This is a genomic window from Streptomyces sp. NPDC053541, from assembly GCF_044544705.1.
GTDB lineage: Bacteria > Actinomycetota > Actinomycetes > Streptomycetales > Streptomycetaceae > Streptomyces.
In genome coordinates, this window is record NZ_JBITXM010000005.1 from 353,813 (window position 1) to 378,499 (window position 24,687).

The window sequence follows — 24,687 nt, forward strand, 5'->3', positions numbered from 1 at the left end:
CACCTGGGGTTCGAAAAAGGGCGGGGTGGGTCGCGGTCCACCGTAGTGCCCGATGAGGGGACTTATCAGGTCGATGCCCGGAACGTGCCCTCGCACTTTCCGTATGACGGTGCGGCGGGGCTCAGTTGGGCGGCGGCGGGTTCACCGGGGTGCCGTCGGCCATCCGGTTGCCCCGCCAGACGTTGCCCTTGCCGGTCGGGTTCCAGTAGGAGACGGGTCCGTACTTGCCGCCGGCCGGGTAGTACTGCGGCGAGAAGACGTTGTCGGTGACCTCGATGCCGGTGGAGTCCTTGCCGCCGGCGTAGAGCGTGTAGGCGCCGCCGGCGAGCCAGTTGTCGTGGACGACGGTGTTGGTGACGGGGGCGCTGTCGGCGAAGAGGCCGACGGCGGCGGACGCGCCCTTCTCGACCGGAGTGGGGTTGAGCAGGGTGTTGTGACGGATGGTCAGCCTGCCCTTGCCGCCGCCGTTGCTGATCACGGCGTTGGTGTGCTGCCACTCGCCGTCCAGGTTCTTGAAGGGCACGATGTCGTGCACGTAGTTGTCGTGGATGTCGCCCTGGCCCATGGAGAGGGCGTCGCCGAAGACGGAGATGTCGCAGTGGCCGATCTCGATCGAGCTGGTGGACATGTTGGAGACCGCGTAGTCGGAGCCGCCGTTGTTCAGGCCCTTGCCGGGCACGGCGGTGATGGTGGTGTGGAGGACCTTCAGGCCGGAGAAGCCGGGGCGCAGGTTGATGCCCCACCAGTTGGTGGAGGTGATCCGGCTGTCGATCACGGTCACGTCGTTGGCGTAGATGTCCAGGGAGCCGGTGATGTCCCAGCCGCGGATGACGGTGCCGTCGGTGCGGATGGCGGCGTTTCCGGTGCTCTGGGGGGTCAGCCGGGCGATCCGCGGACCGGTGGTGGTCTCGTCGGGGTAGCCGCAGTCGCGCGGGCGCGCGCAGCCCTTCGGGGCGGCCGGCTTGCCGTCGTCTGTCGTCCCGGACGGGCCGCCGTCGGCGCCGGGGGCGGTGATGGCGCGCGAGTCGCACAGGGCGGCGCCGCCCAGGCAGAGCGCCTGCTGCCCGAGCCCGGTGAAGGTGAAGAGGGCGAAGAGCAGCACGGCGGCGAGCAGCGCCGCGCCGAGGGCCTTGCGGCGACGGGGTCGGGCCAGGGGACTCACCTCATCGTTCACGGGCCGGCTCGGCCGGCCTCTGCGGTGCCGGTACGGCGGGGACGGCGCCCGTGGCCCGGGCCGGCCCCGCCCGGTGCCGGCCGAGCCGGGCGCGGGCGCCGCGCACCAGTGTGCGGGCCGGCAGCGCGCACGGCGCGTAACACACCAGGCCGATGACACTGGTGGCGCACACGGCGAGCGCCCCCTCCCCGAGCCGCTGCCGCAGCACGAGCAGGACCAGGGCCATCACCAGGCCGCCGAGCACGGGCCGCACGCACACCCGGACCAGGGCCCGGACGGCGATGCCGCCGCGCCGCAGGGCGAGCAGGAAGACCGGCAGCACGACCGCGCCGGCCACCAGGACATGGCCGGCGGCGACCGTCTCGATGCCGCCGGCGCGGGCCGCGAGGACGAGGACCGGCACCAGGGCGACCAGCCACAGGCCCTGGATGAGCAGCAGGGCGCGGCGCCGTCCGATGGCGACCAGGCAGTCGTACGTGAGCTCGGCGGCGATCCTGGCCAGGCCGAGGGCCATCAGCCAGGGCAGCGCCTCGGCGGCGGGCCGCCACTTCGCCCCGTACACGAGCTCGACCAGGGGTCCGGCGAGCGCGCCGAGCAGGACGCAGGCGGGCACGGTGGCGGTCATCAGGGCGCCGAGGGCGCGGGCGAAGCCGTCGGAGAGGGCCTTCGGGGAGTCGGCGAGCCGGGAGAAGCCGGCGAAGGAGACCCGCCGGGCGGTCTCGGAGATGACCCGGACCGGCCAGCCCGCCATGTTGAAGGCGAGCATGTAGTAGCCGAGGGCGACGTGGCCGAGGACGGCGCCGACGATCATGGCGTCGGCGTTGACCACGGCGAGCGAGAGCAGGCTGGCGCCGGCCAGCGGCAGTCCGAAGCGGAGCAGCGCCCGGGCCTGCTCGGGGTTCCAGCCGAAGCGGAGCATGCCGGGCGCGGCGAGCGCGCAGCCGGCCAGGGCGACCGCGTTGCCGGCCACGGCGCCGCAGGCGAAGCTCATGGCGCCCCAGCCCTGGAGGGCGAGGACGAGGGTCACCGCGGTGCTGACGAGGAAGTTGAGGGCGTCGACGACCATCCGGCGGCCCTGGCGGAATTCCCGGGTGAGGACGCCGGCGGGCACCTGGGCCAGCCCGTCGAGGATCAGGCAGAGGCACATCACCCGGAGCACGGCGGTGGCCTCGGGGGCGCCGAGCAGCGCGGCGACGCCGGGGGCGGCGGCGAACAGCGCGAGGTAGAGCAGGGAGCTGGACAGTGCGCCGAGGGTGAGCACGGTGGGCGCGAAGCGCCGCACGTCCCCCTCCCAGCGCACCACGGCGAGGGTGACGCCGAGTTCGTTGGCGGCGAGCAGCACCATGAGGACGGTCTGGGCGACGCCGTAGACGCCCCAGGCGGCGGGGTCGAGGACGTAGCGCACCAGGACGATGCCGGTGGCGAAGTTGCCGAGCCGCATGACCACGGTGTTGATCAGGCTCCAGCGGGTGGCGGAGCGGACCTTGGTGCCGAGGCCCTCGGGGGCGGCGGCCGGGGTGGCGGAGTCGTTCGCCATGGGTGGAGGGTGTCCCGTCACTTGGCCCAGGAGGGGGGTCGTTTGGCGGGGCGGCGCTCGGAGACGGGCAGGGCGGGCAGTTGCATGGTGGGCTGGTCGGACTGCTGGGGTACGGGGGCCGCTTCCTGCGCCTCCGCGTCGGCGGCCGGCTCCGCCTCCCGGTGGTCCTGATCGGTCTCCGTTGCGGCCCGCTCGGCGGCGGCAGCGGCGCGTGCCGCCGCGCGGGCGCGGTCCTTGGCGCGGCGGCGCGCCTCGGCGAAGAAGGTCGCCACCAGGCTGAGCACGACGCCGAGGCCGGCGGCCATGATCAGGTACTGGACCTTGGACTTCAGCTGGGGCTCGGGGTCCTGCGGCGGGACGATGGTGGTGATCCGGATCATCGCGTCCGGGGCGACCGCCTGGTCCGCCTGGAGGTCCTTGAGCCGCTGGGCGGTGAAGGCCATGAGCGTCTTGTTCCCGGCGAGCACCGCGTCCCGGTCCTCGCCCTTCACGGTGAGCCAGAGCAGGGGCCCCTGCGCGTTGTCCGCGATCTTCGCCTCGTACTTCTCGCGCATCCCCCGGCCCTTCAGCTCGGCCGCGGACGCGTCGGAGTTGACGTTGCGGGCGAGGCTGTCGGCCATGCCGGTGAGCGAGGGCTCCATGCTGAGGAAGGGGTTGCCGTCGGCCTGCGCGCCCTTGCGGGAGTTGAGCATGGCGACGGTGCTCTGCGACTCGTACGTGACGGGCACGAGCAGCCACGCGCCCGTCGTGAGGGCGCCGGTGAGCAGCAGTCCGGGCAGCAGGACGTACCACCGCCGGCACATGACCCGGAAGATCTCTGCGAGGTCCATGGCATTCCCCCTTGCGCGCCCCCCGTTCGGCGGCGGCTGCTCAACTGCCGTACCGCAGATGAGAATAGGTGGGATCGCGAGCGGACGTGAGTCCTTCGCGATCACCACGTGCGGCGGTTCAGCGGCCGTCGGTGGGCCTGGGGCGGGTGGCGGCGGTGCCGCCGTCGAGCAGCACCCGGGCGATCCGCTCCCCCGCCCGGCCGTCCCAGAGCGCGGGCCGGCGGGGCGGTGGCGGGGCGTCGAGGAGCCGCAGGGCGGTGGCGAGGATCCGGTCCGGGTCGCGGCCGGCGAGCACGTTGGTGCCCTGCTCGACGGTGATCGGGCGTTCGGTGTTGTCCCGCAGGGTCACGCAGGGCACGCCGAGCGCCGTGGTCTCCTCCTGGACGCCGCCGGAGTCGGTGAGCACGATCCGGGCGCCGGCCTGGAGGGCGATGAAGTCGAGGTAGCCGGCCGGCGGGACGAGACGGATGCCGCCGGGGGCGCCGACCGCCTCGATCCGCTCGGCGGCCCGGGGGTGCACGGGCAGCACGAGGGGGACGTGGGCGGCGACCTCGCCGAGGCCCTTGAGCAGCCCGGCGAGGACCTCGGGGTCGTCGACGTTGGCGGGCCGGTGCAGGGTGACCAGGCCGTACGGGCCGGGGGCGAGGCCGAGCCGGTCCAGGGTGTCGCCGGCGCGGGCCCGGTCGAGGTTGGCGAAGAGGGTGTCGATCATGACGTTGCCGACCACGTGGATCTGGTCCGCGTGGTAGCCCTCGGCGCGCAGGTTGTCGGCGGCGTCCTCGGAGGGCGCGAGGAGGTAGTCGCTGACCCGGTCGGTGGCGAGCCGGTTGACCTCCTCGGGCATCGACCAGTCGCGGCTGCGCAGGCCGGCCTCGACGTGGGCGAGCAGCGGGCCGGCCTTGGCGGTGACCAGGGCGCAGGCGAGGGTGGAGTTGACGTCGCCGACGACGACCACGAGGTCCGGGGCGAGTTCGTCGACGAGCGGTTCGAAGGCGGTCATGACCCGCCCGGTCTGCTCCGCGTGGCTGCCGGAGCCCACGCCGAGGAAGCGGTCGGGCGGGCGCAGGCCCAGGTCGCGGAAGAACACGTCGTTCATGGCCGGGTCGTAGTGCTGGCCGGTGTGGACGAGGAAGGTCTCGGCGCCCCGGACCTCCAGGGCGTCCAACACGGGTTTGATCTTCATGTAGTTGGGTCGCGCGCCGGCGACGCAGATGATCCGCACGGGGGTCCTCACGGGGGTCAGAGCACCTCGACCCGCGGGCCGGTCAGCCGGCGGCGGCAGTCGAGGACGTAGTCGGCGTGGGCCTCGACGAGGGCGTAGTCGAAGGCGTCGTGGTCGGTGATGAGCACCACCGCGTCGGCGGCGGCGAGCTCCTGCTCGGTCAGCTCGACCCGGACGAGACGGTGGTCGACCCGCTGGCCCTCGACCACGTGCGGGTCGGCGGCGCGGACCTCGGCGCCCATGTCCAGGAGGAGCTGGGAGATGCGCAGCGCGGGCGATTCGCGGGCGTCGCCGGTGTTCTTCTTGTAGGCGAGGCCGAGGAGCAGGACGCGGGAGCCGTTGACGGACCGCTTGCGGGTGTTGAAGGCGTTGACCAGGCGCCGGGTGACGTAGTCGGGCATGTGGTTGTTGATGTCGTTGGCGAGCTCGACGAAGCGGAAGCTCTGGCCGAGTTCGCGCTGCACCCGCCAGGAGAGGTAGGAGGGGTCGATCGGCAGGCAGTGGCCGCCGACGCCGGGGCCGGGGGTGAAGCGCATGAAGCCGAAGGGCTTGCTGGAGGCGGCGTCGATGGCCTGCCAGACGTCGATGTCGAGGTGGCGGGCGAACATCGCTATCTCGTTGACGAGGGCGATGTTGACGTGCCGGAAGGTGTTCTCCAGGAGTTTGGCGAGCTCGGCCTCCTTGGGCGAGCCGACGGGCACGGTGGTGTCGACCAGGGCGTCGTAGAACTCCTGGACCGCCTTGAGGGAGGCGGCGTCCACGCCGGAGACGATCTTGGGGGTCTGCTCGAAGCCCCAGACCGGGTTGCCGGGGTCGATCCGCTCGGGGCTGTAGCCGAGGTGGAAGTCGGCGCCGGCGACGAGGCCGGAGCCCTCTTCGAGGAGCGGGCCGAAGAGCTCCTGGGTGGTGCCCGGGTAGGTGGTGGACTCCAGGACGACGGTGGCGCCGGGGCGCAGGTAGCGGGCGAGGGCGCGGGCGGACTCCTCGATGTAGCGCAGGTCCGGGGTGCCCTCGTGCAGCGGGGTGGGCACGGTGACGACGGCGACGTCGAAGCCGCCGCAGTCCCGGACGGAGTCGCTGGCCCGGTAGGTGCCGGCCTCCAGGGCGGCGCGGATGCGTTCGGCGGAGACGTCCTCGACGTACGACTCCCCGGCGGCGAGGCTCTTGACCCGTTCGGCGTCCACGTCGTAGCCGATCACCTCGTGACCGGTCTCGGCGGCGCGGATGGCGAGCGGCAGGCCGACGTACCCCTGGCCCACGACGACGACGCGGCGCATCACGATTCCCCCCTGCTGGCGGTGCTGATCGACGGTGAGGCGGTACGGCGGAGCAGCTCGCGCGCGGTCATCAGGGCGAAGGAGACATTGGTGGTGAGGTAGCGGCGGCCGAGGCGGCGGGGTTCCTGGAGGGCGCGGTAGAGCCATTCGAGGCCGAGCCGCTGCCAGCTCTCCGGGGCGCGGCGGGTGACGCCGGCGAGGACGTCGAAGGAGCCGCCGACGCCGTGTACGAGGGCGGCCTTGCTGCGCTCGCCGTAGCCGGCGGTGAAGATCTCCTTCTTGGGGGAGGTCATGCCGAGGAAGAGCAGGTCGGCTCCGCTGGCGGCGATGGCGTCGGCGACGGCGGGCTGTTCGTCGTCGCCGAAGTAGCCGTTGCGGCTGCCCGCGACCCGCAGGCCCGGGTGGCGGACGGCGATCCGGCGCAGCATCTCGTCGAGGACGTGCTGCTTCGCGCCGAGCAGGTAGACGGACAGCCCCTCGCGCTCGGCCTCGGCGAGCAGCCGGGTGAACAGGTCGATGCCGGCGACGCGTTCGGGCAGCGGGCGACGCAGCAGCCGGCTCGCCCACACGACGGCCTGGCCGTCGGCGAGGACGAGGTCGCAGCCGGAGACGGCGCGGGCGAGGGCCGGGTCGCGGCGCATGGTGACCAGCTTGGCGGCGTTGACGACGCCTATCTCCAGGCGTTCGCCCGCGCGGACGGCGGCGAGGCAGCGGCCGACGGCCCGGTCCATGGTGAGGGCGTCGATGCCGACGCCGAACAGGTTCTGACGTGGGGTCATCTCTCCGTCCCCCCGTCGGCCGCGGTGGTCCCCGGCAGCGAGCCGAGCCAGGCGAAGAGCATCCAGCCGAACTCGTACGGGCGGCACTCGCGGTCCACGGACGCGGGCCGGAACACGCGGTCGAGCGCGCCGATCCGCAGTCCGGGCACCAGCCGGGTGCTCAGGCCGCGGGCGGCGCGGACGGCCTTCTTCGGGTCGCCGCGGTACACCTTGCGCCAGGTGACGCCGAGTTCGTCGAGGATCATCGGCTCGGTGGCGCCGGCCCGGGCGAGCTCGGGCACCTCGGTCATCCAGCGCAGTCCGCGCCGTACGGGCTCGCCGAAGTCGGTGCCGCCGGCCTCGGCGAGGTCGAGCAGGGCGGTGGGGGCCATGGCGTGCTGGTGCACGCTGTAGACCGGGTAGCCCTCGACGACGGTCCCGTAGCGGGCGTCGTAGTGCCACCACCACTGGCCGCCCTCGCCCTGGAGGGCGCAGATCCGGGTGGCGCAGGCGTCGGCGGCGGCGAGCGCCTGCGGGTCGTCGCCGCTCGCGTGGGCGCGGGCGAGGGCCTGCAGGGGGTAGGTCTGGTCGGCGAAGCAGCCGATGTGCGCGCGGTACCAGGGGTTGAGGCCGGGCCCGGTGGCGTGCGGGAAGAGCGGGCTGCGGCCGATGCGGGCGCGCAGCAGCCGGTCGCGGGCGGCGGCGAGCCGCTGCTCGACGTCGAGGTGGGGGCGGGCGGCGGCGAGCGCGGAGAGCACCCAGGCGGCCTCGACGGTGTACTGCGGCCGGCCGGGCGGGTCGAGCCGGGCGACCCGGTCGAGGGCGTCGGACAGCTTGGGGTGTCCGGTCTCGGCGGCGGCCCAGGCGATCAGGGCGGCGTCGCCGAGGTTGCGCACCCCGGGCAGCCGCTCGATCAGCAGGCCGGTGAACTCCTCGGCGGTGTGGCCGCCGAGCACGGCGCGCTGCCGGTCGGCGGGCAGGAAGCGGGCGCCGAGCGCGGTGATGGCCGCGTAGCGGACGCTGGTGCCGCGCCGTTCCAGGGTGAAGGAGCCGTCGTCCGCCCGGTGCCCGGCGCGGGTGAAGACGAAGCCGCCGCCGTCGGGCAGCAGCATCTCCGGCAGGCCGCGCTCCGCCACGGCGAGCAGCCGGGTGGCGAGCCCGTGGAGCGTCCGGTCGGCTCGGGAGAGCTCGGTCATCCGTGAACTGCGTGGCATGTCGGGTGTGTTGGCAGGACGAACTGACACACCCACCCCCCTCGGGTCGGTCCGGTCCAGAGCGGCTGGTCCGGGTCGGCGTGTGAACGGCCCGGTGTGGGCGGGCCGTTGTGGTGCGTTGCTGAGATGAGAGTCGTGCGGAGGTGCTGCGGGGCGTACTGCGGGATGTGGGTGGGGGCGGTCCGCGACGCGTGCGGGTGTGCGGGACGGCGAGCCGAGGGGGTCTCCTCAGGCCCCCCGGACGGCGCCGCTTCCGCGCGCCCGCGCGGTCACCCGGCGGATCCCCGTCCGCCGGACGTGCCGGTGCGCGATCGGACCCGGGACCGGCGGTCCCGGGCATGACGAGCATGCCGATGACGGCAGTCGGCCGCGAAGCCGCCCGGCTCCGGCCTTCCGCCCGTGAATCCCCCCACGAACACCCCCTGGGCACGGCGCGGACGCCGTGCTCAACTCGCAGCGTACAACGGGAAGATAGGCGCACAACACGGTGACGATGAGGCCTTTCGCGGAATTGGTGGCAAGCGGTCGCGAAGCCGCCCCGATCCTGCCGTTCCGACGGGTCCCAGCCGTTACAGTGGGCGCGCGTCCACCCGTTCGACGAGGCTGGAGTCCTTGCCGTGTACCTGGCCGATCGCTCCGCCCCGCGCGGGGCCGCCACCGCCGAGGACCGCGTCCGCGGCACGGTGCGGGCGGTCTCGCCGACCGTCCTGGCGCTCGGCACGGTCAGCCTGATCACCGACGTGTCGACGGAGATGGTCACCGCCGTCCTGCCGCTCTACCTCGTCCTGGGGCTCGGTCTGAGCCCGCTGGGCTTCGGCGTGCTCGACGGCGTGCAGAACGGGGTGAGCGCCCTGGTCCAGCTGACCGGCGGCCACCTCGCCGACCGGGTGCGCGACCACAAGATGGTGGCGGCGGTCGGTTACGGCCTGTCGGCGCTGTGCAAGCCGCTGCTGCTCGTGCACCACCTGGGCGCCCTGGGCGCGGCGCTCGCCCTGGACCGCACGGGCAAGGGCCTGCGCACCGCGCCGCGCGACGCGCTGATCTCGCTGTCGGCGCCGCCCGAGCGGCAGGGCCGGGCTTTCGGGGTGCACCGGGCGATGGACACCACCGGGGCGCTGCTCGGTCCGGTGCTCGCCTTCGTCATCCTCGGTGTGGCGGCGGGGGGTTACGACGCGGTGTTCGCGGTCAGCGGCTGCGTGGCCGCGCTCGGTGTGCTGGTCCTGCTGCTGTTCGTGCCGGGCGGGAAGCGGAGGCCGGCGGCGGGCGCCGAGGAGGCGCCGAAGGTCGATCTGCGGGCCGCCTTCGGGCTGTTGCGCACCCGCCGGCTGCGGGTGCTGTTCGGCTGCGCGGTGCTGCTCGGTCTGACCACGGTCAGCGACGCCTTCCTCTATCTCCTGGTGCAGCGCCGCACCGGGGTCGCCGAGCAGCTGTTCCCGCTGCTGCCGCTGGGCACGGCGAGCGTGTTCCTGCTGCTCGCGCTGCCGCTCGGGCGGCTCGCGGACCGGGTCGGCCGGCGGGCCGTGTTCCTCGCGGGGCACGCGGGGCTGCTGCTCGCGTACGCCCTGCTGCTGTGGGCCCCGGCGACGCCCGCCCTGCCGTACCTGGTGCTCGTGCTGCACGGCGCGTTCTACGCGGCGACCGACGGGGTGCTGCCCGCGGCGGTGGGCGCGGTGGTGCCGGAGCGGCTGCGGGCCAGCGGCATCGCCCTGGTCGGCACGGGCCAGGCGCTCGCCCGGTTCTGCTGCTCGCTGGCCTTCGGCGCGGCGTGGGCGGCGTGGGGCGACGGCCCGGCGCTGGCCACGGCGGCGGCCGGCCTGGCCTGCTGCGCCACGGCGGCGGGCGTGGCCCTGCGCCCGCAGGCCCCGCCCTCCCCGTCCCCGTCGTCGCCCCCGCTCCTGTCCTCGCCCCCGCCCTCGTCCCCGGGAGAGAAGTGATGGCCCTGACCCCGCTGCGCCGACTGCTGATCCTGGCCGCCGGGGTGCTGCTGCTCGGGGGCGTCGGCGCCTGGTCGGTGCTGTCCGCCGCCGAACGGGCCGAGGAGGAGAACAAGCCCCGCCCCGGCGGCCCGGCCTTCACCGCGGGCCGGGTCACCCTGGACGAGCCGGGCCGGCTCGTCTTCCGCAACACGGCCGCCGGGCCGCAGCGCGACCACCTGGTGTCGGTGCCGGCCGACCGGGCGGCGGGCGGGGTCCGCACCGCCTCCGACCTGAGCTGTCTGCGCTTCCACTCGGCCGCCGGCACCGGCGTCTGCCTCCAGTCGACCACGGTCCTCGGGCGCCCCTCCTACCGCGCGCAGATCCTCGACGCGGAGCTGCGCACCCTGAAGAGCCACCCGCTGGCCGGCATCCCGAGCCGCGCCCGGGTCTCCCCCAGCGGAAAGCTCGTCGCCTGGACGGTGTTCGTGAAGGGCGAGTCGTACGGCACGGCCTTCTTCTCCACCCGCACCTCGATCCTGGACACCCGCAGCGGGCGGCTCGACGCGAACCTGGAGGAGTACGCGATCACCCTGGAGGGCCGTCCCTACCGCAACCAGGACGTGAACTTCTGGGGCGTCACCTTCGCCGCCGACGACGACACCTTCTACGCCACCCTCGCCACCGGCAACCAGACCTATCTGGTGCGCGGTTCGGTGCGGGGCCGGGCGGTGACCACCCTGACGCGGAACGTCGAGTGCCCGTCGCTGTCCCCGGACGGCACCCGCGTCGCGTACAAGAAGCGCGTCCTCGGCACGGCCGCCCTCTGGCGCGAGCACGTCCTGGACCTGCGCACCCTGAAGTCCACCCCGCTCGCGGAGCGCCGCAGCGTCGACGACCAGGCCGTCTGGCTCGACGACCGCACCCTCGCCTACTCCCTCCCGGCCGACACCCGCCCGCACAGCGACGACACCTGGACCGTCCCCGCCGACGGCACCGGCGCCCCGAGGCTCCTCATGGAGGACGGACAGGCACCGCCGACGCCGGCCGGGTGAGCAAGTCGCCGGTGCGGCCCGGGCGTTCACCTGTGCGATCATGGACGGCGTGATCACGGGAAGGGGCCACGTGACGGACCGTCAGGAAGCCGAGCGCCACGAGCTGGACCACCTCGTCGCGTACGCCCACGACGACTGGCTCGGCTTCTCCGTGATCAGCGGAGCCGTCGGCACCATCCTCGGGCGCGGCGCGCCGGCCGCCGACCAGGTCGAGCTGTTGCTGCGCCTGGTGGGCGCGCTGTACGACGCGGGGGCGCGGCCCGGGGACCTCACCGACTCGGCGGAGGAGCCCTTCCGGCCCTGGCCGCTGGAGCGGGCCGAGGCGCTGGAGCGGATCGCGGCGGAGGTCCGTGCGCTGCCGGGGCTGCCGGACTCCGGGGACGTCTGCTGGTTCGCCGTGCCGTAGCGGCCGTGTGGCACGTGCCGAGCGCCCGCGCGCCGGTCGCGCACCACCGGAGATCCCCGCACCACACCGCATCGAAACTGTCACCACGGAACGGGACCATGCACGTCAAGCGGATCCTCAGCACCCTCCTCTCCCTCGCCGCCCTCACCGCGCTCACCGCCTGCGAGGACTCCGGGACCGACCGCACCACCGAGGTGACGAGCCCGACGTCCGCCGCCGGCAAGGGGGCCGACGCCACCACGCTGGAGCAGGCGCGGGCGTACGTGCAGCGCTACGCCTCCTGCGAGCGGATGGGCACCGAACCGAACGACCCGCGGCTGCCGCTCACCGACCTCACGACCGTCGGGAAGTGGGGCGTGACGGAGCGGGGCGTGTGCAGCGACCGGGTGGAGAACGGTGAGCTGATCTTCTACGTGACCTCCGACATGAAGGCGTTCCAGGAGGGCTACAAGAAGCGGGTGATGGACAAGATCGCGGCCGGCGAGGCCACGTACGGGCTGTTCAGCCGGGTGTTCGTGGGCCGGAACTTCGCGGTGACGCCCACCGAGACCAAGACCGCGCTCAAGCTGTCCCGTTCGGAGCTGCGCGTTCTCACCTGCAATCCGACGGCCTCCGTGCCCGAGGGCTACAAGCGGGAGAAGGCGCTCGTCGAGGGCTGCGTCCTGAGCGACTTCGTCGGCAGCGAGGACGGCTCGGGCAGCCCGAACTTCGAGGCGCCGCGCGATCCGGCCGCGGGCGGCGAGACGTCCGCGAAGCCGGGGCAGCCGGACGCGGGGAGCCTCGGGCTGCCGCAGGCCGGGAGCCTGGAGGAGCTGAAGAAGATGCTCCACCCGTACCACGTCGACTGCGCGAACTTCTCGACCGATCCCGCTGACCTCGCGGTCGAGTCGATCGACTTCCAGCCGGTCGTCCGGGGCGACCACCGCGCCTGGGGCGTCGAGGAGCGCGCGCTGTGCGGCTATCCGGCCGGTGAGCAGCGCGCCCACGACCTCAACTGGCTCGACGTGGTCTCCGACATGACGCTGCTGCAGAGCCGGGCCCGGGACGCGCAGCGCGAGGACCTGAAGGACGACAACCGGCTGAGCGCCACCGCGAGCCGGCTGCTGGTCGGGCGGAACATCGCCGTGGAGACGAACGACCCGGCCGTCCGCCACGGCCTGTACCAGCTCCAGTTCCTGTACCTGAACTGCGAGCCCGGCTTCTCCGCCCCGGCCGGCTACCGGGTGGAGAAGGCGGCCGCGGCCGGCTGCGTCCTGACCAACTACGAGCCGGGCGGCAACTGAGGCGCCCGGCTCAGTCCCGCGCCGTCTCCGTCTCCGTCGATGTCTCCGTCACCGTGACCACGGCCGCCACCCCGTCCACCCGGTGGGCGCCGGTCTCCCCCGCCTCGTACAGGACCGCGTCGAAGCGCTCCAGGGTGCGGCCGGAACCGGTGTCGACCGCCGTGCCGTTCAGCACGACCACCAGGGTGACGGCGCCGGCCGGCGGCGCGGCCTCGAAGGGCCCGCGCACCATGCGGACCTCCGCCGTGGCCGCCGTACGGCGGGTCATCACGTTGAAGTCGACCAGCGGGCCGCCGAGGAGACGGCAGTCGGTGACCGCGTCGCCGGGGAAGCGGAAGGGTGCGAAGCGGGCGTCGACGAGGTGCGGGGCGCCGTCGACCGTGAGCTGCATGCCGGGGCCGTCGACGACCGTGATGACCCGGTCGACGCCGGGGAAGGCGGAGAACGGCCCGCCGGCGGCGACATCGGCGAGGCTCACCCGCCAGACGAAGTCGTCCAGGCCCGCGTCGGCGGGCCCGGCCGCGATCTCGCGGGTCACGCCGCCGCCGTTGCGCCAGGGCGTCGCCGCCCGGTCCCGCGCCCTGAGCAGGCGTCCTGCGGTCATGTCGTCAGCTCCCGGTGCCGTGGATCCCGTATCTGCGTCGCGCTCGACGCCGCACCTTCGCACGGCGCCGCTCCCCCGCTCAACCGCGGTCCGTCAGCCGCGGTCCGTCAGCCGCGCGGGAAGACAGGCGGGAAGAGTTCCTCCACCGGCCGCCGGCGGTGGTCCCGCTCCGGGTAGGCCGCGCGCATCAGGTCGAACAGCTCCTGCCCGGCGCGCCGCAGCGCGCCGAGGTCGACGCCGGGGATCCGCCCGTCGCGCATGACGACCCGGCCGGCGACCATGGTGAGGACCGCGTCGCGCGCGGTGCCGTTGAGGACCAGGGTGCGCAGCGGGTCCTCGGTCACGCCCATGCGGAAGTCGTCGAGCGCGAAGGCCGTGAGGTCGGCGGCGGCGCCGGGGGCGATCCGGCCGAGGTCGGGGCGGTGCAGGGCCACCGGTCCACAGCGCCTCGAAGTAGCCGGCGAGGTGCCCCTGGCCGAGGTCGCCGGCCTGGAGCTTGGCGACCTGGACGCCGGTGTCGATGCCGCGGATCAGGTCCGGCGGGAAGGAGTCCGTGCCCAGGCAGAGGTTGACCCCGCGCTCCCGGTAGGCGCCGAAGGTGTGCAGGTGGTGGGCGTAGCGGGCGTTGGTCAGCGGACAGTGGACGACCGAGACGCCGGCCTCGGCGAGGACGGCGGTGTCGCCGGTGTCGGTGCCGAGGACGTCGGGGTGCACGTCGAGGACGACGCCGTGCGGCACGATCAGACGGTCGGAGAGCAGTCCGGTCTCGGCGAGCAGCTGGAGCGGGGTCATGCCGTGGGTGCGCCGGACGTACGCGCGTTCCGCGTTGCCCTGGAGGGCGTGCAGCCGCACCAGGGCGCCGCGCCGCTCGGCGGCCCGGGCGATGTCGCGGAGCAGCTCGGGGGTGAGGGTCTCGATGCGGCAGGGCAGCAGCACGCCGGTGACCAGGGGGTCGGCGAGCTTCTCGGTGTGGTCCAGGAAGCGGAGGGCCTCGGCGAGGCCGCGCCGGCCGGCCTCCTCGTCGTACTTCACGGTGGGTTCGCCGTCGGCGCCGATGACGTTGACCCCGGAGCGGAAGGACGGTCCGAGGAAGCCGCGCAGGCCGAGGCTCCGGGAGACCTCGGCCATGGCGACGAGGTCCTCGTGCGTCTCGGCCCAGTCGCTGTGCACCTCGGAGGCGATCGGCATGTAGCTGGTGATGCCGTGCAGGGCGAGCTGGGTCAGGGCGTACGTGCGCACGGTGCGCCGCTGGGCGGCGTCGAAGACGGCCCGGGGGCGGTCGAAGTACGCCTCCGACCACACGTATCCGTCGGCGCGTTCGGGCGGGGCCCAGGAGTCGAGGATCAGGTGGTCGATGTCGGTGAGGGCATCCAGGTCGATGAGGCCGGGGGTGAGGACGGCCTCGCCGAGTTCGACGTGCCGGTCGACCGGGGTGCGGGCGAGCGCGGCCCGGTCGCCGACGTCGAGGACGGTGTCGCCGTCGATCAGCACGCCGCCGTCGGGGAGCTCCACGTGGGTGCGTCCGTCGTGGGCGATCACCCAGGAGGCGGTCACCAGGGTCCTCATCGACTTCCTCTCGTCCGCGGTACGGCCGCGGGTCGGCCCTCGGCCGGCCCGCCAGGGCACCCTAACGACACCCCGGCGTTTGGTATACCTTGCCGGGTCCGGTCGTCCGACGGCGGGGCGCCGGCCGCCCCTCGGCGCCGGGAGGAAGCCGTCCGAGGCCGGGGGCCCGGCACGGCGCGCGCCGTCACGGCGCGTCCCGTCGGCCCTCCGTCTCGGCGGTGCGGGCGATGTTCCTGGCCATGCCGCCGAAGACCACGGCGTGAAAGGGGGAGACGCTCCACCAGTAGGCTTGTCCGGCGAGGCCCTTGGGGTGGAAGAGCGCCCGCTGCCGGTAGGACGTACGCCCGGCCGCGTCCTGGTCCACCGCCATCTCCAGCCAGGCGAGACCGGGCAGCCGCATCTCGGCCCGCAGCCGCAGCAGGCGGCCGCGGTCGATCTCCTCGACGCGCCAGAAGTCCAGCGCGTCGCCGACCCGCAGCCGCGCCGCGTCACGGCGGCCCCGGCGCAGCCCCACTCCCCCGACGAGGCGGTCCGCCCAGCCCCGGACGGCCCAGGCGAGCGGGAAGGAGTACCAGCCGTTCTCCCCGCCGACGCCCTCGATGACCCGCCACAGCGACTCGGCGCTCGCCTCGACGGTGCGCGCGCGTTCGTCCGTGTAGAGGCTGCCGCCCGCCCAGTCCGGATCGGTGGGCAGCGGGTCGCTCGGCGCCCCGGGCGGCGAGGCGGAGGACCAGCGGGTCGTGACGCGTGCCTCGCGCACCCGGCGCAGGGCCAGCCGGAGCGACTCCTCGAACGGGACGGGGCGGCCGGGGCCGTCGGGCACGTACCCGGCGATGTCGTGTTCGGTGCACACCACCTCGTGCCGGAGCGACTCGGTGAGCGGCTTGGCCAGCGAGGCCGGCACCGGGGTGACCAGACCGATCCACTGGCTCGACAGCCGCGGGGTGAGGACGGGCACGGGCACGATCAGGCGTCGGCGCAGGCCGGCGACCTCGGCGTACCGCTCCATCATCTCCCGGTACGTGAGCACGTCGGGGCCGCCGATGTCGAAGGTCCGGTTGACGTCCGGGGGCATGCCGGCGCTGCCCACCAGGTATCTCAGCACGTCGCGGACGGCGATGGGCTGGACCCGGCTGTCGACCCAGCTGGGGGTGACCATGACGGGCAGCCGTTCGGTGAGGTAGCGGAGCATCTCGAAGGAGGCCGATCCGGAGCCGATGACCACGGCCGCGCGCAGCACGGTGGTGGGGACGCCCGAGTCGAGGAGGATGCGGCCCACCTCCGTGCGGGACCGCAGGTGGGGCGAGAGCGCGCGCTCCGGCACGCCGCGTGGGACGAGGCCGCCCAGGTAGACGACGCGCCGCACCCCGGCCGCACGCGCCTCGGCGGCGAAGGTGCGGGCGGCGAGCCGGTCGGTGGCCTCGAAGTCCGCCGTCGAGCTCATGGAGTGGACGAGGTAGTAGGCGACGTCCACGCCGGCGAACGCCTCTCGGAGGCTCGCGGCGTCGGTGACGTCCCCGCGCACGGTCTCCACGCGGTCGGCCCAGGGGAAGTCGCGCAGCTTGTCCGGGTGCCGGGCCAGACAGCGGACGCGGTGACCGGCGCCGAGCAGCTCCGGCACGAGCCGGCCCCCGATGTAGCCGCTCGCGCCGGTCACCAGACAGCGGGTGCCCTCGGGCGGGGTGGCGATGTCCATGCGCTGATCCGTTTCACCGATCGACGTGGCGCACACGCGCCCTGCCGCTTCTTCGGCGTTTCGGCGGCGCGCGGATGCGGGCCGAGGCGGCCGGAGGCGCACCGGTGGATGGACCGTCGGGCACCTGGCGGGTGGGGCGCCCGCCAGGCCGGACGGCCGGTCGGCCGGTCCCGGTCAGCCGGCGGGCGCGTACCGGTTGCGGGGGTGCGGCAGGCCCAGGCGGGTGCGCAGGGTGCCGGGGCCGTAGGCGGTGCGGAAGGCGCCGCGGCGGCTCAGCTCGGGCACCAGCCGGCGGGTGATCGCGCGCAGGTCGTGCGGTACGGCGCCGGGGCGCAGCCGGAAGCCCTCGATGCCGGTGCCGTGCCAGTCGAGCAGCAGGTCGGCCAGCTCGCCGGCGCTGCCGGTGAAGATCAGCGCGTCGGAGGTGAACGCGGCGCCGTTCAGGTCGTCCAGGTGTTCCTTGCGGCGGGCCGCGGCGCCGGGCTCCTCGTCGAGGAGGACGACGAGGTCGGCGAAGCGGCGCAGCGGGCGCTCCCGGACGTCCCGGCCGGCCAGCTCGACGGCCTCGTCGACCTGCGCGAGGATCCCCTTGGCGCCCGCGCGGTCGAAGGGCGTGACGAAGACGACGTCGCTGCCGCGCGCCGCGAACTCGTAGGGCGTCGAGGCGTGGGCGACGCTCGCCACCACCGGCTGCCCCTGGGGCGGGCGGGGGACGATCGAGGGGCCCTTGACCGAGAAGTGCGGTCCCTCGAAGTCGATGTGGTGCAGCTTGCCGCCGTCGACGAAGCGGCCGGTGGCGACGTCCCGTATCTCCGCGTCGTCCTCCCAGCTGTCCCACAGCCGGCGGGCCACCTCGACCACGTCGTCGGCCTCGGCGAACAGCGGGCGCAGCCGGCGGGCGATCAGTTCGGGGTCGCGCACGTCCTCGTCGGTCAGCTCGGGCGTGGTGCGGCGGCCGAAGTGCGCGGCGTCGGCGGCGCGGGCGGCGATCTGCGGGCGCCAGCCGGCCCGGCCCCGGCTGATGTGGTCGAGGGTGGCGATGCCGACGGCCAGGTGGAAGGGCTCGGTGTGGGTGACGTTGACCGTCGGGATCAGGCCGATGTGGGTGGTGAGCAGGGCGACGTGGGCGGCGACGAGGGCCGCGTCCAGGCTGCCCCGGACCTGGTCGGTGCGGGAGTCGGGGCGGTGCGGGGCGGCGGACTGGAGGCCGAGGGTGTCCTCGAGGGTCACGAAGTCGAGCAGTCCGCGCTCGGCCTCCTTCACCTGCTCGGCCCAGTAGCCGGCGGTGAACAGGGCGTCGGGGCGGGCGTCCGGCAGGCGCCAGGCGGCGGGGTGCCAGCCGGCGCCGTCCAGGGCGACGGCGAGGTGCAGGGGCGTGCCGGTCACGAGGCCTCCTTCGTGGCGGTGGCGGTGGCGGTGCTGGTGGCGGTGGCGGTGGCGGTGGTGACGGCGGCCTCGGGGCGGGGCGGGTGCGGCGGCAGCCCGAGGTGCTCGCGCAGCGTGGTGCCGGTGTAGTCCCGCCGCAGGACACCCTTCTCCTGGAGCAGGGGCACGACCCGGTCGACGAAGTCGTCCAGGCCGCCGGGCGTGAGGTGCGCGGCGAAGACGAAGCCGTCCGCGCCGTCGCTCTGCACGAAGTGGTCCACGGCGTCGGCGACGGTGCGCGGGCTGCCGACGAAGGTCTGTCCGCCGTGCACGTGGATCATCAACTCGCGGATGCTGAGGCCTCGTTCGGCGGCGAGGGCGCGCCAGCGGCGGGCGGTCTCGGCGCGGCCCCGGCGGAAGACCGAGTGGCCCTTGAGGACCAGCGCCTCGGGTTCGGGGTCGATCTCGGGGAGCGGGCCGTCGGGGTCGTAGGCGGACAGGTCGCGGCCCCAGACGGCCTCCAGGTGGGCGATCGCGGTCTGGGGGCTCACCTGGGCCCGGGTGATCTCGTCGGCCTGGGCCGCGGCCTCCTCGTCGGTGTCGGCGACGACCACGGTGGCGGTGGGCAGGATCCGCAGGGCGTCGGGCGAGCGTCCGTGCCGGGCGAGCCGGTCCTTGATGTCCCGGTAGAAGGCGCGGGCCTCGTCGAGGCGGTTGTACTTGCTGAAGACGACCTCGGCCTGTGCCGCCGCGAAGTCCCGGCCCGTCTCGGACTCCCCGGCCTGGATGATCACGGGGTGGCCCTGCGGTGCGCGCGGGGTGGTGAAGCGTCCCCGGATGTCGAAGTGCTGGCCCCGGTGGGCGAATTCACCGGCTCCGGGGCGGACGAAGTTCCCGGTGGCGGGGTCGGCGAGCACGTCCCCGTCGGCCCAGCTGTCCCACAGGGCGCGGGCGGTGGTCAGGAACTCGGCGGCGCGGGTGTAGCGGTCCTCCTCTGCGAGGAAGCCGCCGCGCCGGAAGTTCTCCCCGGTGAAGGCGTCGTGGCTGGTCACCACGTTCCAGGCGGCCCGGCCCGCGCTGAGGTGGTCGAGGCTGGCGAGCCGGCGGGCGACCTCGTACGGCTCGTTGAAGGTGGCGTTGACGGTGCCGGCGACGCCGAGCCGGGTGGTGACGGCGGCCACCGCGCTGAGCATGGTGAGGTTGTCGGGCCGTCCCACCACGTCCAGTTCGTAGAAGGCGCCCTTGTGTTCGCGCAGCCGCAGCCCTTCGGCGAGGAAGAAGAAGTCGAACTTCCCGCGTTCGGCGGTGCGGGCGAGGTCCACGAAGGACTCGATGGCGATCTGGCTCCGGGAGCGCGGGTCGGACCAGACGGTGACGTTGTGGATGGCCGGCAGTTGGGCGGCGAGGTGGATCTGTTTCATGCTGTCCTTACGCTTCCTTCCGGGCGGGGAATGCGGGCCGCGAGCGGGCGTCCGAGGGTTCCGGCCGGTTCATCCGGCGGATTTCTCGGGCAGTTGGTCGACGTGGCCCATGCGGTATCCGACGCCGCGCACGGTGATGATCCAGCGGCTGGAGCCGAGTTTCGACCGCAGGCTGCTGACGTGGGTGTCGATGGTGCGGCTGGTGGGCACCCAGTCGGTCCCCCAGACCTTGGCCATCAGTTCCTTGCGCGAGGCGACGGTGTCGGGGTTCGCGGCGAGCGCGTAGAGGAGCTCGAATTCCGTGCCGGTCATGTCCACCAGCCGGTCGCTCAGCCGCACTTCGCGCCGTCGCGGGTCGATGTGCAGGGGGCGCAGCGAGATGGTGTCGCTGGCGGCGGACTGCGGGCGGCTGCGCCGCAGCACGGCCTCGATCCGCGCGCCGATCTCCCGCGGCCCCCAGGCCCGTACCACGCAGTCGTCCGCCCCGGCCTTGAGGGCGAGGACCCGCTCCAGTTCGTTGTCTCGGGGCGTGCAGGCGATCACCGGGACGTCGCTCTCGGCCCGCAGCGTCCGGCACACCTCCAGGCCGTCGATGTCGGGCAGGTCCAGCGCGAGCAGCACCAGGTCGGCGTCGCGGTAGGTGCGCAGGACCCAGGCGCCCCGGTCGGCGGTGCGGGCGGCGTAGCCCTGCCGGCGCAGATCGGCGGCCGTCGCCTCGGCGGTGGCCGCGTCCTGTTCCACAACGAGCACCTTCGTCACGTGCCCAGGCCCTTCACTTCGGTGTCTGCCGGGCGCGCGGCGGCGCCGTACAGGTGCTGGTAGGCGTACGCGGCCGAGGCCATCGTCATGTGGTGGTGCCAGCCGGTGTAGGAGCGGCCCTCGAAGTCGAGCACGCCGAAGGAGCGCCGCAGCTCCTCGACGGTCGCGCCGGCGGCGGCCCGGGTCCGGGCCAGGGCGAGGAGTTCCTCCACGCCCCGGTCCAGGACGTTGGTGACCCAGTACCGGGCGGCCTGTCCGCTGTCGCCGGGCGGGAGTTCGAGGACGTGGTACGCGGCCGAGGCGCCGTCCCGGCCGCCGCCGCGCTGCGAGAGGCGCACCGTCCGCGCGGACACGTTGACCCGCACGGGCCGGGCGGCGGTGCGCCGGAGGGGGCCGGGCAGCACGTGCGGCTGCCGGGCGTGCGGCTCCTCCATCAGCTCGCCGACGGTGGTCACGGCCGGTGAGCGGCGTCCCGCGAGCACGGTCTGTCCGGCATCGACCTCGCAGAGGAAGTCGAGCCCGCGGCGGGCGAGTCCGGCCATGACGCCGCCGGCGTCGTCGCAGCGCCGGGTCAGGTCGAGCACCCAGGGCACGTCGGGCAGCCGGGGGCGGGCGACGGCGACCGCGGCGGCGTACTCGAGGACGAACGCGCCGACGGGTCGGCCGGTCTCGGCCTCGGGTATGCGGGCGCGGCGCCGGCGCGGCTCGTCCCAGTCCCAGGCGCCGCGGAGCACGAGGCGCCAGTCGACGGGAAAGCAGCGGGTGCCGGCCATGAGGAAAAGACCCACGCCGCGTTGGCAATTGACGGTACGCCCGGTTTCCGGGTCGACTCGTCGGTGCACGCCGACGGAATGCTCGCCCTGTTTGGGGATGATGACGTCGGCGACCGTCCACGCGTACGCGGGGCCGCTTTCGGCGACGACCCTCGCGAGTCGGGTCCGCACCGCTCCCCAGCTCCACGGGCTGGCGTTGACGAATTGGTGCAGGCCGTGCGCCGCACCCGCGGGAAGCGCCCCCGCGCGGGCCATGGAGCGCGGTGTCTTCCGGCCCGGTAAGTGGATGAGGCCCCACAGGTATTCCCGGGCCCAGCGACGTTGTTCCGCGCGATGCAGCGGCTGGAACACCTCGTCGAGAAACGCCCGCATGCGCTCGCTTTCGCTTTCGCGTTCTGCCGCACGCATTCCGATGGACGACACCGTGACCATGCCCCCGTACAGTCAGGCCCCCCGCAAGGCGATGCGGAGGGCGGCCGTGCGGGCTCCAAGCTACCGGCTCACCGGCCAAAGTCACGGGGCGCCGGGGGACTTCGGGAAGTAGCGGGCTGACCTGCGCAAAGGCGGCTCACGGGGCGCTCCTGCCGGGGGCGGCGCCGCCGGCGGCGCCGGCGCTCCCCCTCGGTCCGGTACGCCGCAGGGAAGCGGGCTTTCCCCTGGTCAGACGGCCTCTGGGGGCCCGAGCGGGGGCCCCGTCCGCCACTTCCCCGGTTGGCTCGAACCGGGGTCTGGGGACGATCAACGGCGGATGAATATCACGTTTCGGCCCCAGAAGGAGCGATTCCGGTGTCGCGTCGAGGCCGGTTCGGTCGGAAGCCTGCGGCAGCGGTGGCGGTCACTTCCGCCCTCCGGACCGGCCCGTACTCCACCGAGGGCGCCTCGGACTGCATGGCCTTCGAGAACGGGCCATGCAGTCCGGACGATGGCGCGGCTATGATCTCCGCAACCGGGGGGTGGGCGATGAAGCGTGGGCTTCTTGCGTGTGTGGGCGTCATGCTGTTCGCGGTGATCGGCTGTACGGAGGACGCTCCCCCGCTCAGCTCCCCTGCCCCTGCCCCTTCCTCTTCCTCGACACCCGCTTCCTCCGGCTCCTCCAGTTCGCCCGAGCCGCCCGAGCCGGGCCCCGCGACGCCGTTGGGTGCGGCGACGGTCACCGCGAAGGACGCCAAGCTGATCGAGGCGTACGGGAACGGAGCGTTGTTCCCCCAGGGGCAGGCTGTTCCCGCGACGTCCGAACTCGCGGTTCTGCGGCGCGGCCGGACGGCGGGTACGGGTGACCTTGCCTGGATGCCCGACGCCAACACGTACTGCCTCGTGTCGATTCGCGAGCGGGCGTCGGACCGGCAGTGCTTCGGACTCGCGAAGGAGCGGAAGCCTCAGGGCTATGTGCACGTGGGCCGAGGTGCTCCGCACGATCTTGGCAGCCAGGCCGAGCCGCACCAGTTGTGGCTCTCCGTCAGCGTCGTCGAGAACACGAGCGGCCCCTTCGCGTACAAGGACGGTACGCCGGAGCACGCGACCCCGGTTCAGGAAGCCACGGTGAGGTTCCCCTCGGGCAGAACGATGACGTTCCTGACGTACGAGTTCCCGGAGGGCATCAACATCCCGATGGATGCCGAGATCTGCAGCACCAGCCGGGCCGTGTGCTTCAAGGCATTCGAACCGAGCGCTGCCGAGCAATAGGCAACGGCTGCTTGTGTGGGCCGTCAGCAAGCGTGCCTCGGCTTGCGGGGCTTGGTCCCGTTGCCGTGGGGCCGGTTGCGTTCCCGGGCGAGCATCGCCGCTTCGAAGTCGGCCTTGCTGGTCACCGCTCGTGGCTCGGGTTCGAGCACGGCTGCGGTTGCTCGCCACGGGACGGCTGAACTCCAGCCGACGAGGGGCATGGTCGCGTCGTAGCGAGGGGCGAACTGGGCGGTGATGAGGGCAGGCATCCGGTAGTTCAGGCCTCGGACTCGCTCGGTGAACGCCTCGGGGAGCAGGACGTGGTGCGTCTCCACGTAGTGCGGAAAGTCCTGGCGCCACAGCCAGGCGCCGTCGGTGACCAGTGAGGAGCAGCCGAGCGAGTGGCGGTGCGGGCTGCCGGTGATGACGTCGTGGCCCGCCTCCATGACGTCGATGAGGACGTGGCCGGAGTCCAGGTAGGCCACCAGGTCCACCTCGTCCGGCTCGCCGACGGGCCGGACGGCATCATGGATGGGGCCGTTCGGCCGGCCCGGGCGGTTGTCGAATTCGTCGTAGAAGCCCAGCAGTCCCAGCACCGCGCCTCCTTCGACGACGGCTTTGCCCTTCCGCACCAGTCGGTGCGGCGCTCCCAGCGTAGGCCCCGCCCCACCGGCGGGAGGCACTCGAAGCGGAAGGGAATCACTGACTCCGGCTTTCGGGCCGGTCAGGGGGTGAGGGCCTCGGCCCGGAGGGCGAGGGCTTTGTTCAGGGCATGGAACTGAGGGAGCGTGTCGGCGTGGAGAGCGCTTTGGGCGAAGGGCACGGCGACACCGGTGAAGCGTTCGCTCTGGGTGAGTCGGACGTGGCCGGGAGTTGTCTCCTCGATGGTGAAGCGGTGTTCGCCGTCGGCGATCCAGCCGGGGCCGATCTTGCCCAGCCAGCGCAGTTCACGGCCCGGGTTCGCGGTGAGGACACGGGGGGTGAAGGCGGTGTCGCCGGTGCGGTCGTGCAGGACGATGCGCAGGTGCGCGCCTTCTTCGAGCCGGCCGGTGGCGGAGGTGACCTCGGCCGAGGTGATGAACGGGTTCCACTGCCCGTAGGCCGGAAGGTCGGTCAGTACGTGCCAGACGTCTTCAGGGGTCGCCTCGATGTCGATGGAGGCGGTCAGGTGGACCGGACGCAGATTCGTCCAGGCCGTGTAACCGCCGAGCAGGGCCAGCAGGGTGGTGAGGGCCACGAGCAGGCGGCGTCGGCGACGCGCGGGTATCCGCGAGGCGGGGGACGGCGGGGTGTGGGGGGTGGTGGTCATCGGAGGCCCTTCTCGCGGTCGGTGGCGGGCTGGGCGGCTCCGCGCAGGGCGCCGGCTACGAGCAGGTCGATGTACGCGGCGTCCAGGGGGCGTCCGGTGATCAGGAGGCGGTAGTACAGGGCGCCGGCGAGTTGGTCGAAGAGCACCTCGGGCTGGGTGTCGGGGTGGAGTTCACCGCTGGTGCGGGCCTCTTCCAGGAGGGTCAGGACCAGGGCGTTGCGGCGTTGGAACATCGTCTGGACTGCCGCGCCGACGTCTGCGTGGCGGGCGGCCGCGGCGGCGACTTCCGCGACCAGACCGGCGGAGGTGTCGCCGGAGGTCGCGGGGCGGCCGGCGAGGCGCATCCGGTTCAGTCCGGCGGCGATCTCGTTGAGGTAGCGGGTCAGGTCCAGGCGGACGTCGCCGCTGTAGTGGACCGGGACCGTGTCCTGGAGGCGGGCGACGACGGCGACGATGAGGTGGTCCTTGGTGGGCCACCGGCGGTAGAGGGTGGTCTTGGCCACCCCGGCGGTCCCGGCGACTTCGTCGATGGAGAACCGGTCGTAGCCGCGGTCGAGGAGCAGGTGCAGCGCGGCGTCGAGGATGCGCCCGTCGGCGGCCTCGCTGCGCGGCCGGCCGCGGCGTGCGGTGGGTTCCATATCGATCCCCCTCTTTCGATACTGGTGTTTCGTAAAGGAGATTAGCGCCGGCCCCTTGATTTACGCAACGGTCGTATCGAAAGCCGGTGCCGATCTCGCCCCGATCACCCCGGGAAGCTCAGCCGCACCGTCCGCTCCGGGTTGTCCTCGTCGGTGTGCACCAACCCCAGTGAGGGCAACCCGATGCCCCCCTGCGCGGACCTCAATAACCCAGAGCGACGACCC

At 73.5% G+C, this 24,687-nt stretch carries 22 protein-coding genes; 5 read left to right on the forward strand and 17 right to left on the reverse strand.

Translation table 11 applies throughout. The features are described from left to right. Positions 1 to 121: 121 nt before the first annotated feature. The 7 genes from ACIGW2_RS15360 to ACIGW2_RS15390 form a co-directional block, all read right to left on the reverse strand. Positions 122 to 1,162, reverse strand: coding sequence for a hypothetical protein (locus ACIGW2_RS15360; RefSeq protein ID WP_391654868.1), 1,041 nt, complete (start codon positions 1,160 to 1,162; stop codon positions 122 to 124). 1 nt (position 1,163) lies between these two features. Further along, positions 1,164 to 2,711 carry an oligosaccharide flippase family protein gene (locus ACIGW2_RS15365; protein WP_391654867.1) on the reverse strand — a complete coding sequence of 516 codons (1,548 nt, stop codon included), beginning with the start codon at positions 2,709 to 2,711 and terminating at the stop codon, positions 1,164 to 1,166. A 17-nt stretch (positions 2,712 to 2,728) separates the two neighbouring features. Beyond that, positions 2,729 to 3,541, reverse strand: a complete 813-nt coding sequence (locus tag ACIGW2_RS15370; protein ID WP_399843932.1) for a chain length determinant protein — start codon at positions 3,539 to 3,541, stop codon at positions 2,729 to 2,731. Positions 3,542 to 3,659: 118 nt separating this feature from the next. Continuing rightward, the gene (gene wecB / locus ACIGW2_RS15375; RefSeq protein WP_399843934.1) at positions 3,660 to 4,775 is read right to left on the reverse strand and encodes a non-hydrolyzing UDP-N-acetylglucosamine 2-epimerase; all 1,116 of its coding nucleotides are present in this window, start codon (positions 4,773 to 4,775) and stop codon (positions 3,660 to 3,662) included. Between the two features lie 5 nt (positions 4,776 to 4,780). Beyond that, complete coding sequence (locus tag ACIGW2_RS15380) at positions 4,781 to 6,040, reverse strand: nucleotide sugar dehydrogenase (RefSeq protein WP_391654864.1); 1,260 nt, start codon at positions 6,038 to 6,040, stop codon at positions 4,781 to 4,783. Next, on the reverse strand, positions 6,040 to 6,819 hold the full coding sequence (locus ACIGW2_RS15385) for a WecB/TagA/CpsF family glycosyltransferase (RefSeq protein ID WP_391654863.1): 780 nt from the start codon (positions 6,817 to 6,819) through the stop codon (positions 6,040 to 6,042). Before ACIGW2_RS15385 ends, ACIGW2_RS15380 begins: the two co-directional genes overlap by 1 nt. Continuing rightward, on the reverse strand, positions 6,816 to 7,994 hold the full coding sequence (locus ACIGW2_RS15390) for a hypothetical protein (protein WP_399843936.1): 1,179 nt from the start codon (positions 7,992 to 7,994) through the stop codon (positions 6,816 to 6,818). The genes ACIGW2_RS15385 and ACIGW2_RS15390 overlap by 4 nt, the downstream gene beginning before the upstream one ends. 635 nt (positions 7,995 to 8,629) lie before the next feature. On the opposite strand from ACIGW2_RS15390, the gene ACIGW2_RS15395 reads away from it, so the two are divergent. The 4 genes from ACIGW2_RS15395 to ACIGW2_RS15410 all read left to right on the forward strand — a co-directional run bounded on the left by ACIGW2_RS15395 (position 8,630) and on the right by ACIGW2_RS15410 (position 12,669). Beyond that, positions 8,630 to 9,946 (forward strand): MFS transporter, encoded by a 1,317-nt coding sequence (locus tag ACIGW2_RS15395; RefSeq protein WP_399843938.1) that lies wholly within the window; start codon positions 8,630 to 8,632, stop codon positions 9,944 to 9,946. A 5-nt stretch (positions 9,947 to 9,951) separates the two neighbouring features. Then, positions 9,952 to 10,980, forward strand: coding sequence for a TolB-like translocation protein (locus ACIGW2_RS15400; RefSeq protein ID WP_399844136.1), 1,029 nt, complete (start codon positions 9,952 to 9,954; stop codon positions 10,978 to 10,980). Positions 10,981 to 11,029: 49 nt separating this feature from the next. Further along, positions 11,030 to 11,386 (forward strand): hypothetical protein, encoded by a 357-nt coding sequence (locus ACIGW2_RS15405; protein ID WP_399843939.1) that lies wholly within the window; start codon positions 11,030 to 11,032, stop codon positions 11,384 to 11,386. Between the two features lie 98 nt (positions 11,387 to 11,484). Beyond that, positions 11,485 to 12,669, forward strand: a complete 1,185-nt coding sequence (locus ACIGW2_RS15410) for a hypothetical protein (protein WP_399843941.1) — start codon at positions 11,485 to 11,487, stop codon at positions 12,667 to 12,669. A 10-nt stretch (positions 12,670 to 12,679) separates the two neighbouring features. Here ACIGW2_RS15410 and ACIGW2_RS15415 read toward each other — a convergent pair whose 3' ends face one another. The 7 genes from ACIGW2_RS15415 to ACIGW2_RS15445 all read right to left on the reverse strand — a co-directional run bounded on the left by ACIGW2_RS15415 (position 12,680) and on the right by ACIGW2_RS15445 (position 21,285). Then, complete coding sequence (locus ACIGW2_RS15415; RefSeq protein WP_399843943.1) at positions 12,680 to 13,273, reverse strand: HutD family protein; 594 nt, start codon at positions 13,271 to 13,273, stop codon at positions 12,680 to 12,682. 93 nt (positions 13,274 to 13,366) lie between these two features. Beyond that, the gene (locus tag ACIGW2_RS15420) at positions 13,367 to 14,839 is read right to left on the reverse strand and encodes an amidohydrolase family protein (protein ID WP_399843945.1); all 1,473 of its coding nucleotides are present in this window, start codon (positions 14,837 to 14,839) and stop codon (positions 13,367 to 13,369) included. A gap of 184 nt (positions 14,840 to 15,023) precedes the next feature. Continuing rightward, positions 15,024 to 16,535, reverse strand: coding sequence for an SDR family oxidoreductase (locus ACIGW2_RS15425; protein ID WP_399843947.1), 1,512 nt, complete (start codon positions 16,533 to 16,535; stop codon positions 15,024 to 15,026). Positions 16,536 to 16,709: 174 nt separating this feature from the next. Continuing rightward, positions 16,710 to 17,921 (reverse strand): LLM class flavin-dependent oxidoreductase, encoded by a 1,212-nt coding sequence (locus ACIGW2_RS15430; RefSeq protein ID WP_399843949.1) that lies wholly within the window; start codon positions 17,919 to 17,921, stop codon positions 16,710 to 16,712. Next, the gene (locus tag ACIGW2_RS15435; protein WP_399843951.1) at positions 17,918 to 19,321 is read right to left on the reverse strand and encodes an NtaA/DmoA family FMN-dependent monooxygenase; all 1,404 of its coding nucleotides are present in this window, start codon (positions 19,319 to 19,321) and stop codon (positions 17,918 to 17,920) included. The genes ACIGW2_RS15430 and ACIGW2_RS15435 overlap by 4 nt, the downstream gene beginning before the upstream one ends. Positions 19,322 to 19,390: 69 nt before the next feature. Then, complete coding sequence (locus ACIGW2_RS15440) at positions 19,391 to 20,062, reverse strand: response regulator transcription factor (RefSeq protein ID WP_399843953.1); 672 nt, start codon at positions 20,060 to 20,062, stop codon at positions 19,391 to 19,393. Positions 20,063 to 20,076: 14 nt separating this feature from the next. Beyond that, complete coding sequence (locus ACIGW2_RS15445) at positions 20,077 to 21,285, reverse strand: transposase (protein WP_399843955.1); 1,209 nt, start codon at positions 21,283 to 21,285, stop codon at positions 20,077 to 20,079. Positions 21,286 to 21,837: 552 nt separating this feature from the next. On the opposite strand from ACIGW2_RS15445, the gene ACIGW2_RS15450 reads away from it, so the two are divergent. Continuing rightward, positions 21,838 to 22,536 (forward strand): hypothetical protein, encoded by a 699-nt coding sequence (locus tag ACIGW2_RS15450; protein ID WP_399843957.1) that lies wholly within the window; start codon positions 21,838 to 21,840, stop codon positions 22,534 to 22,536. A 23-nt stretch (positions 22,537 to 22,559) separates the two neighbouring features. Here the strand turns inward: ACIGW2_RS15450 and ACIGW2_RS15455 are convergent, their stop codons facing one another. The 3 genes from ACIGW2_RS15455 to ACIGW2_RS15465 form a co-directional block, all read right to left on the reverse strand. Continuing rightward, on the reverse strand, positions 22,560 to 23,111 hold the full coding sequence (locus tag ACIGW2_RS15455; protein WP_391656290.1) for a hypothetical protein: 552 nt from the start codon (positions 23,109 to 23,111) through the stop codon (positions 22,560 to 22,562). A gap of 128 nt (positions 23,112 to 23,239) precedes the next feature. Further along, positions 23,240 to 23,824 carry an SRPBCC family protein gene (locus ACIGW2_RS15460; RefSeq protein ID WP_391656291.1) on the reverse strand — a complete coding sequence of 195 codons (585 nt, stop codon included), beginning with the start codon at positions 23,822 to 23,824 and terminating at the stop codon, positions 23,240 to 23,242. After that, a complete protein-coding gene (locus ACIGW2_RS15465; RefSeq protein WP_391656292.1) occupies positions 23,821 to 24,462 on the reverse strand; it encodes a TetR/AcrR family transcriptional regulator in 642 nt (213 codons plus the stop codon). The genes ACIGW2_RS15460 and ACIGW2_RS15465 overlap by 4 nt, the downstream gene beginning before the upstream one ends. Between the last annotated feature and the right edge of the window lie 225 nt (positions 24,463 to 24,687).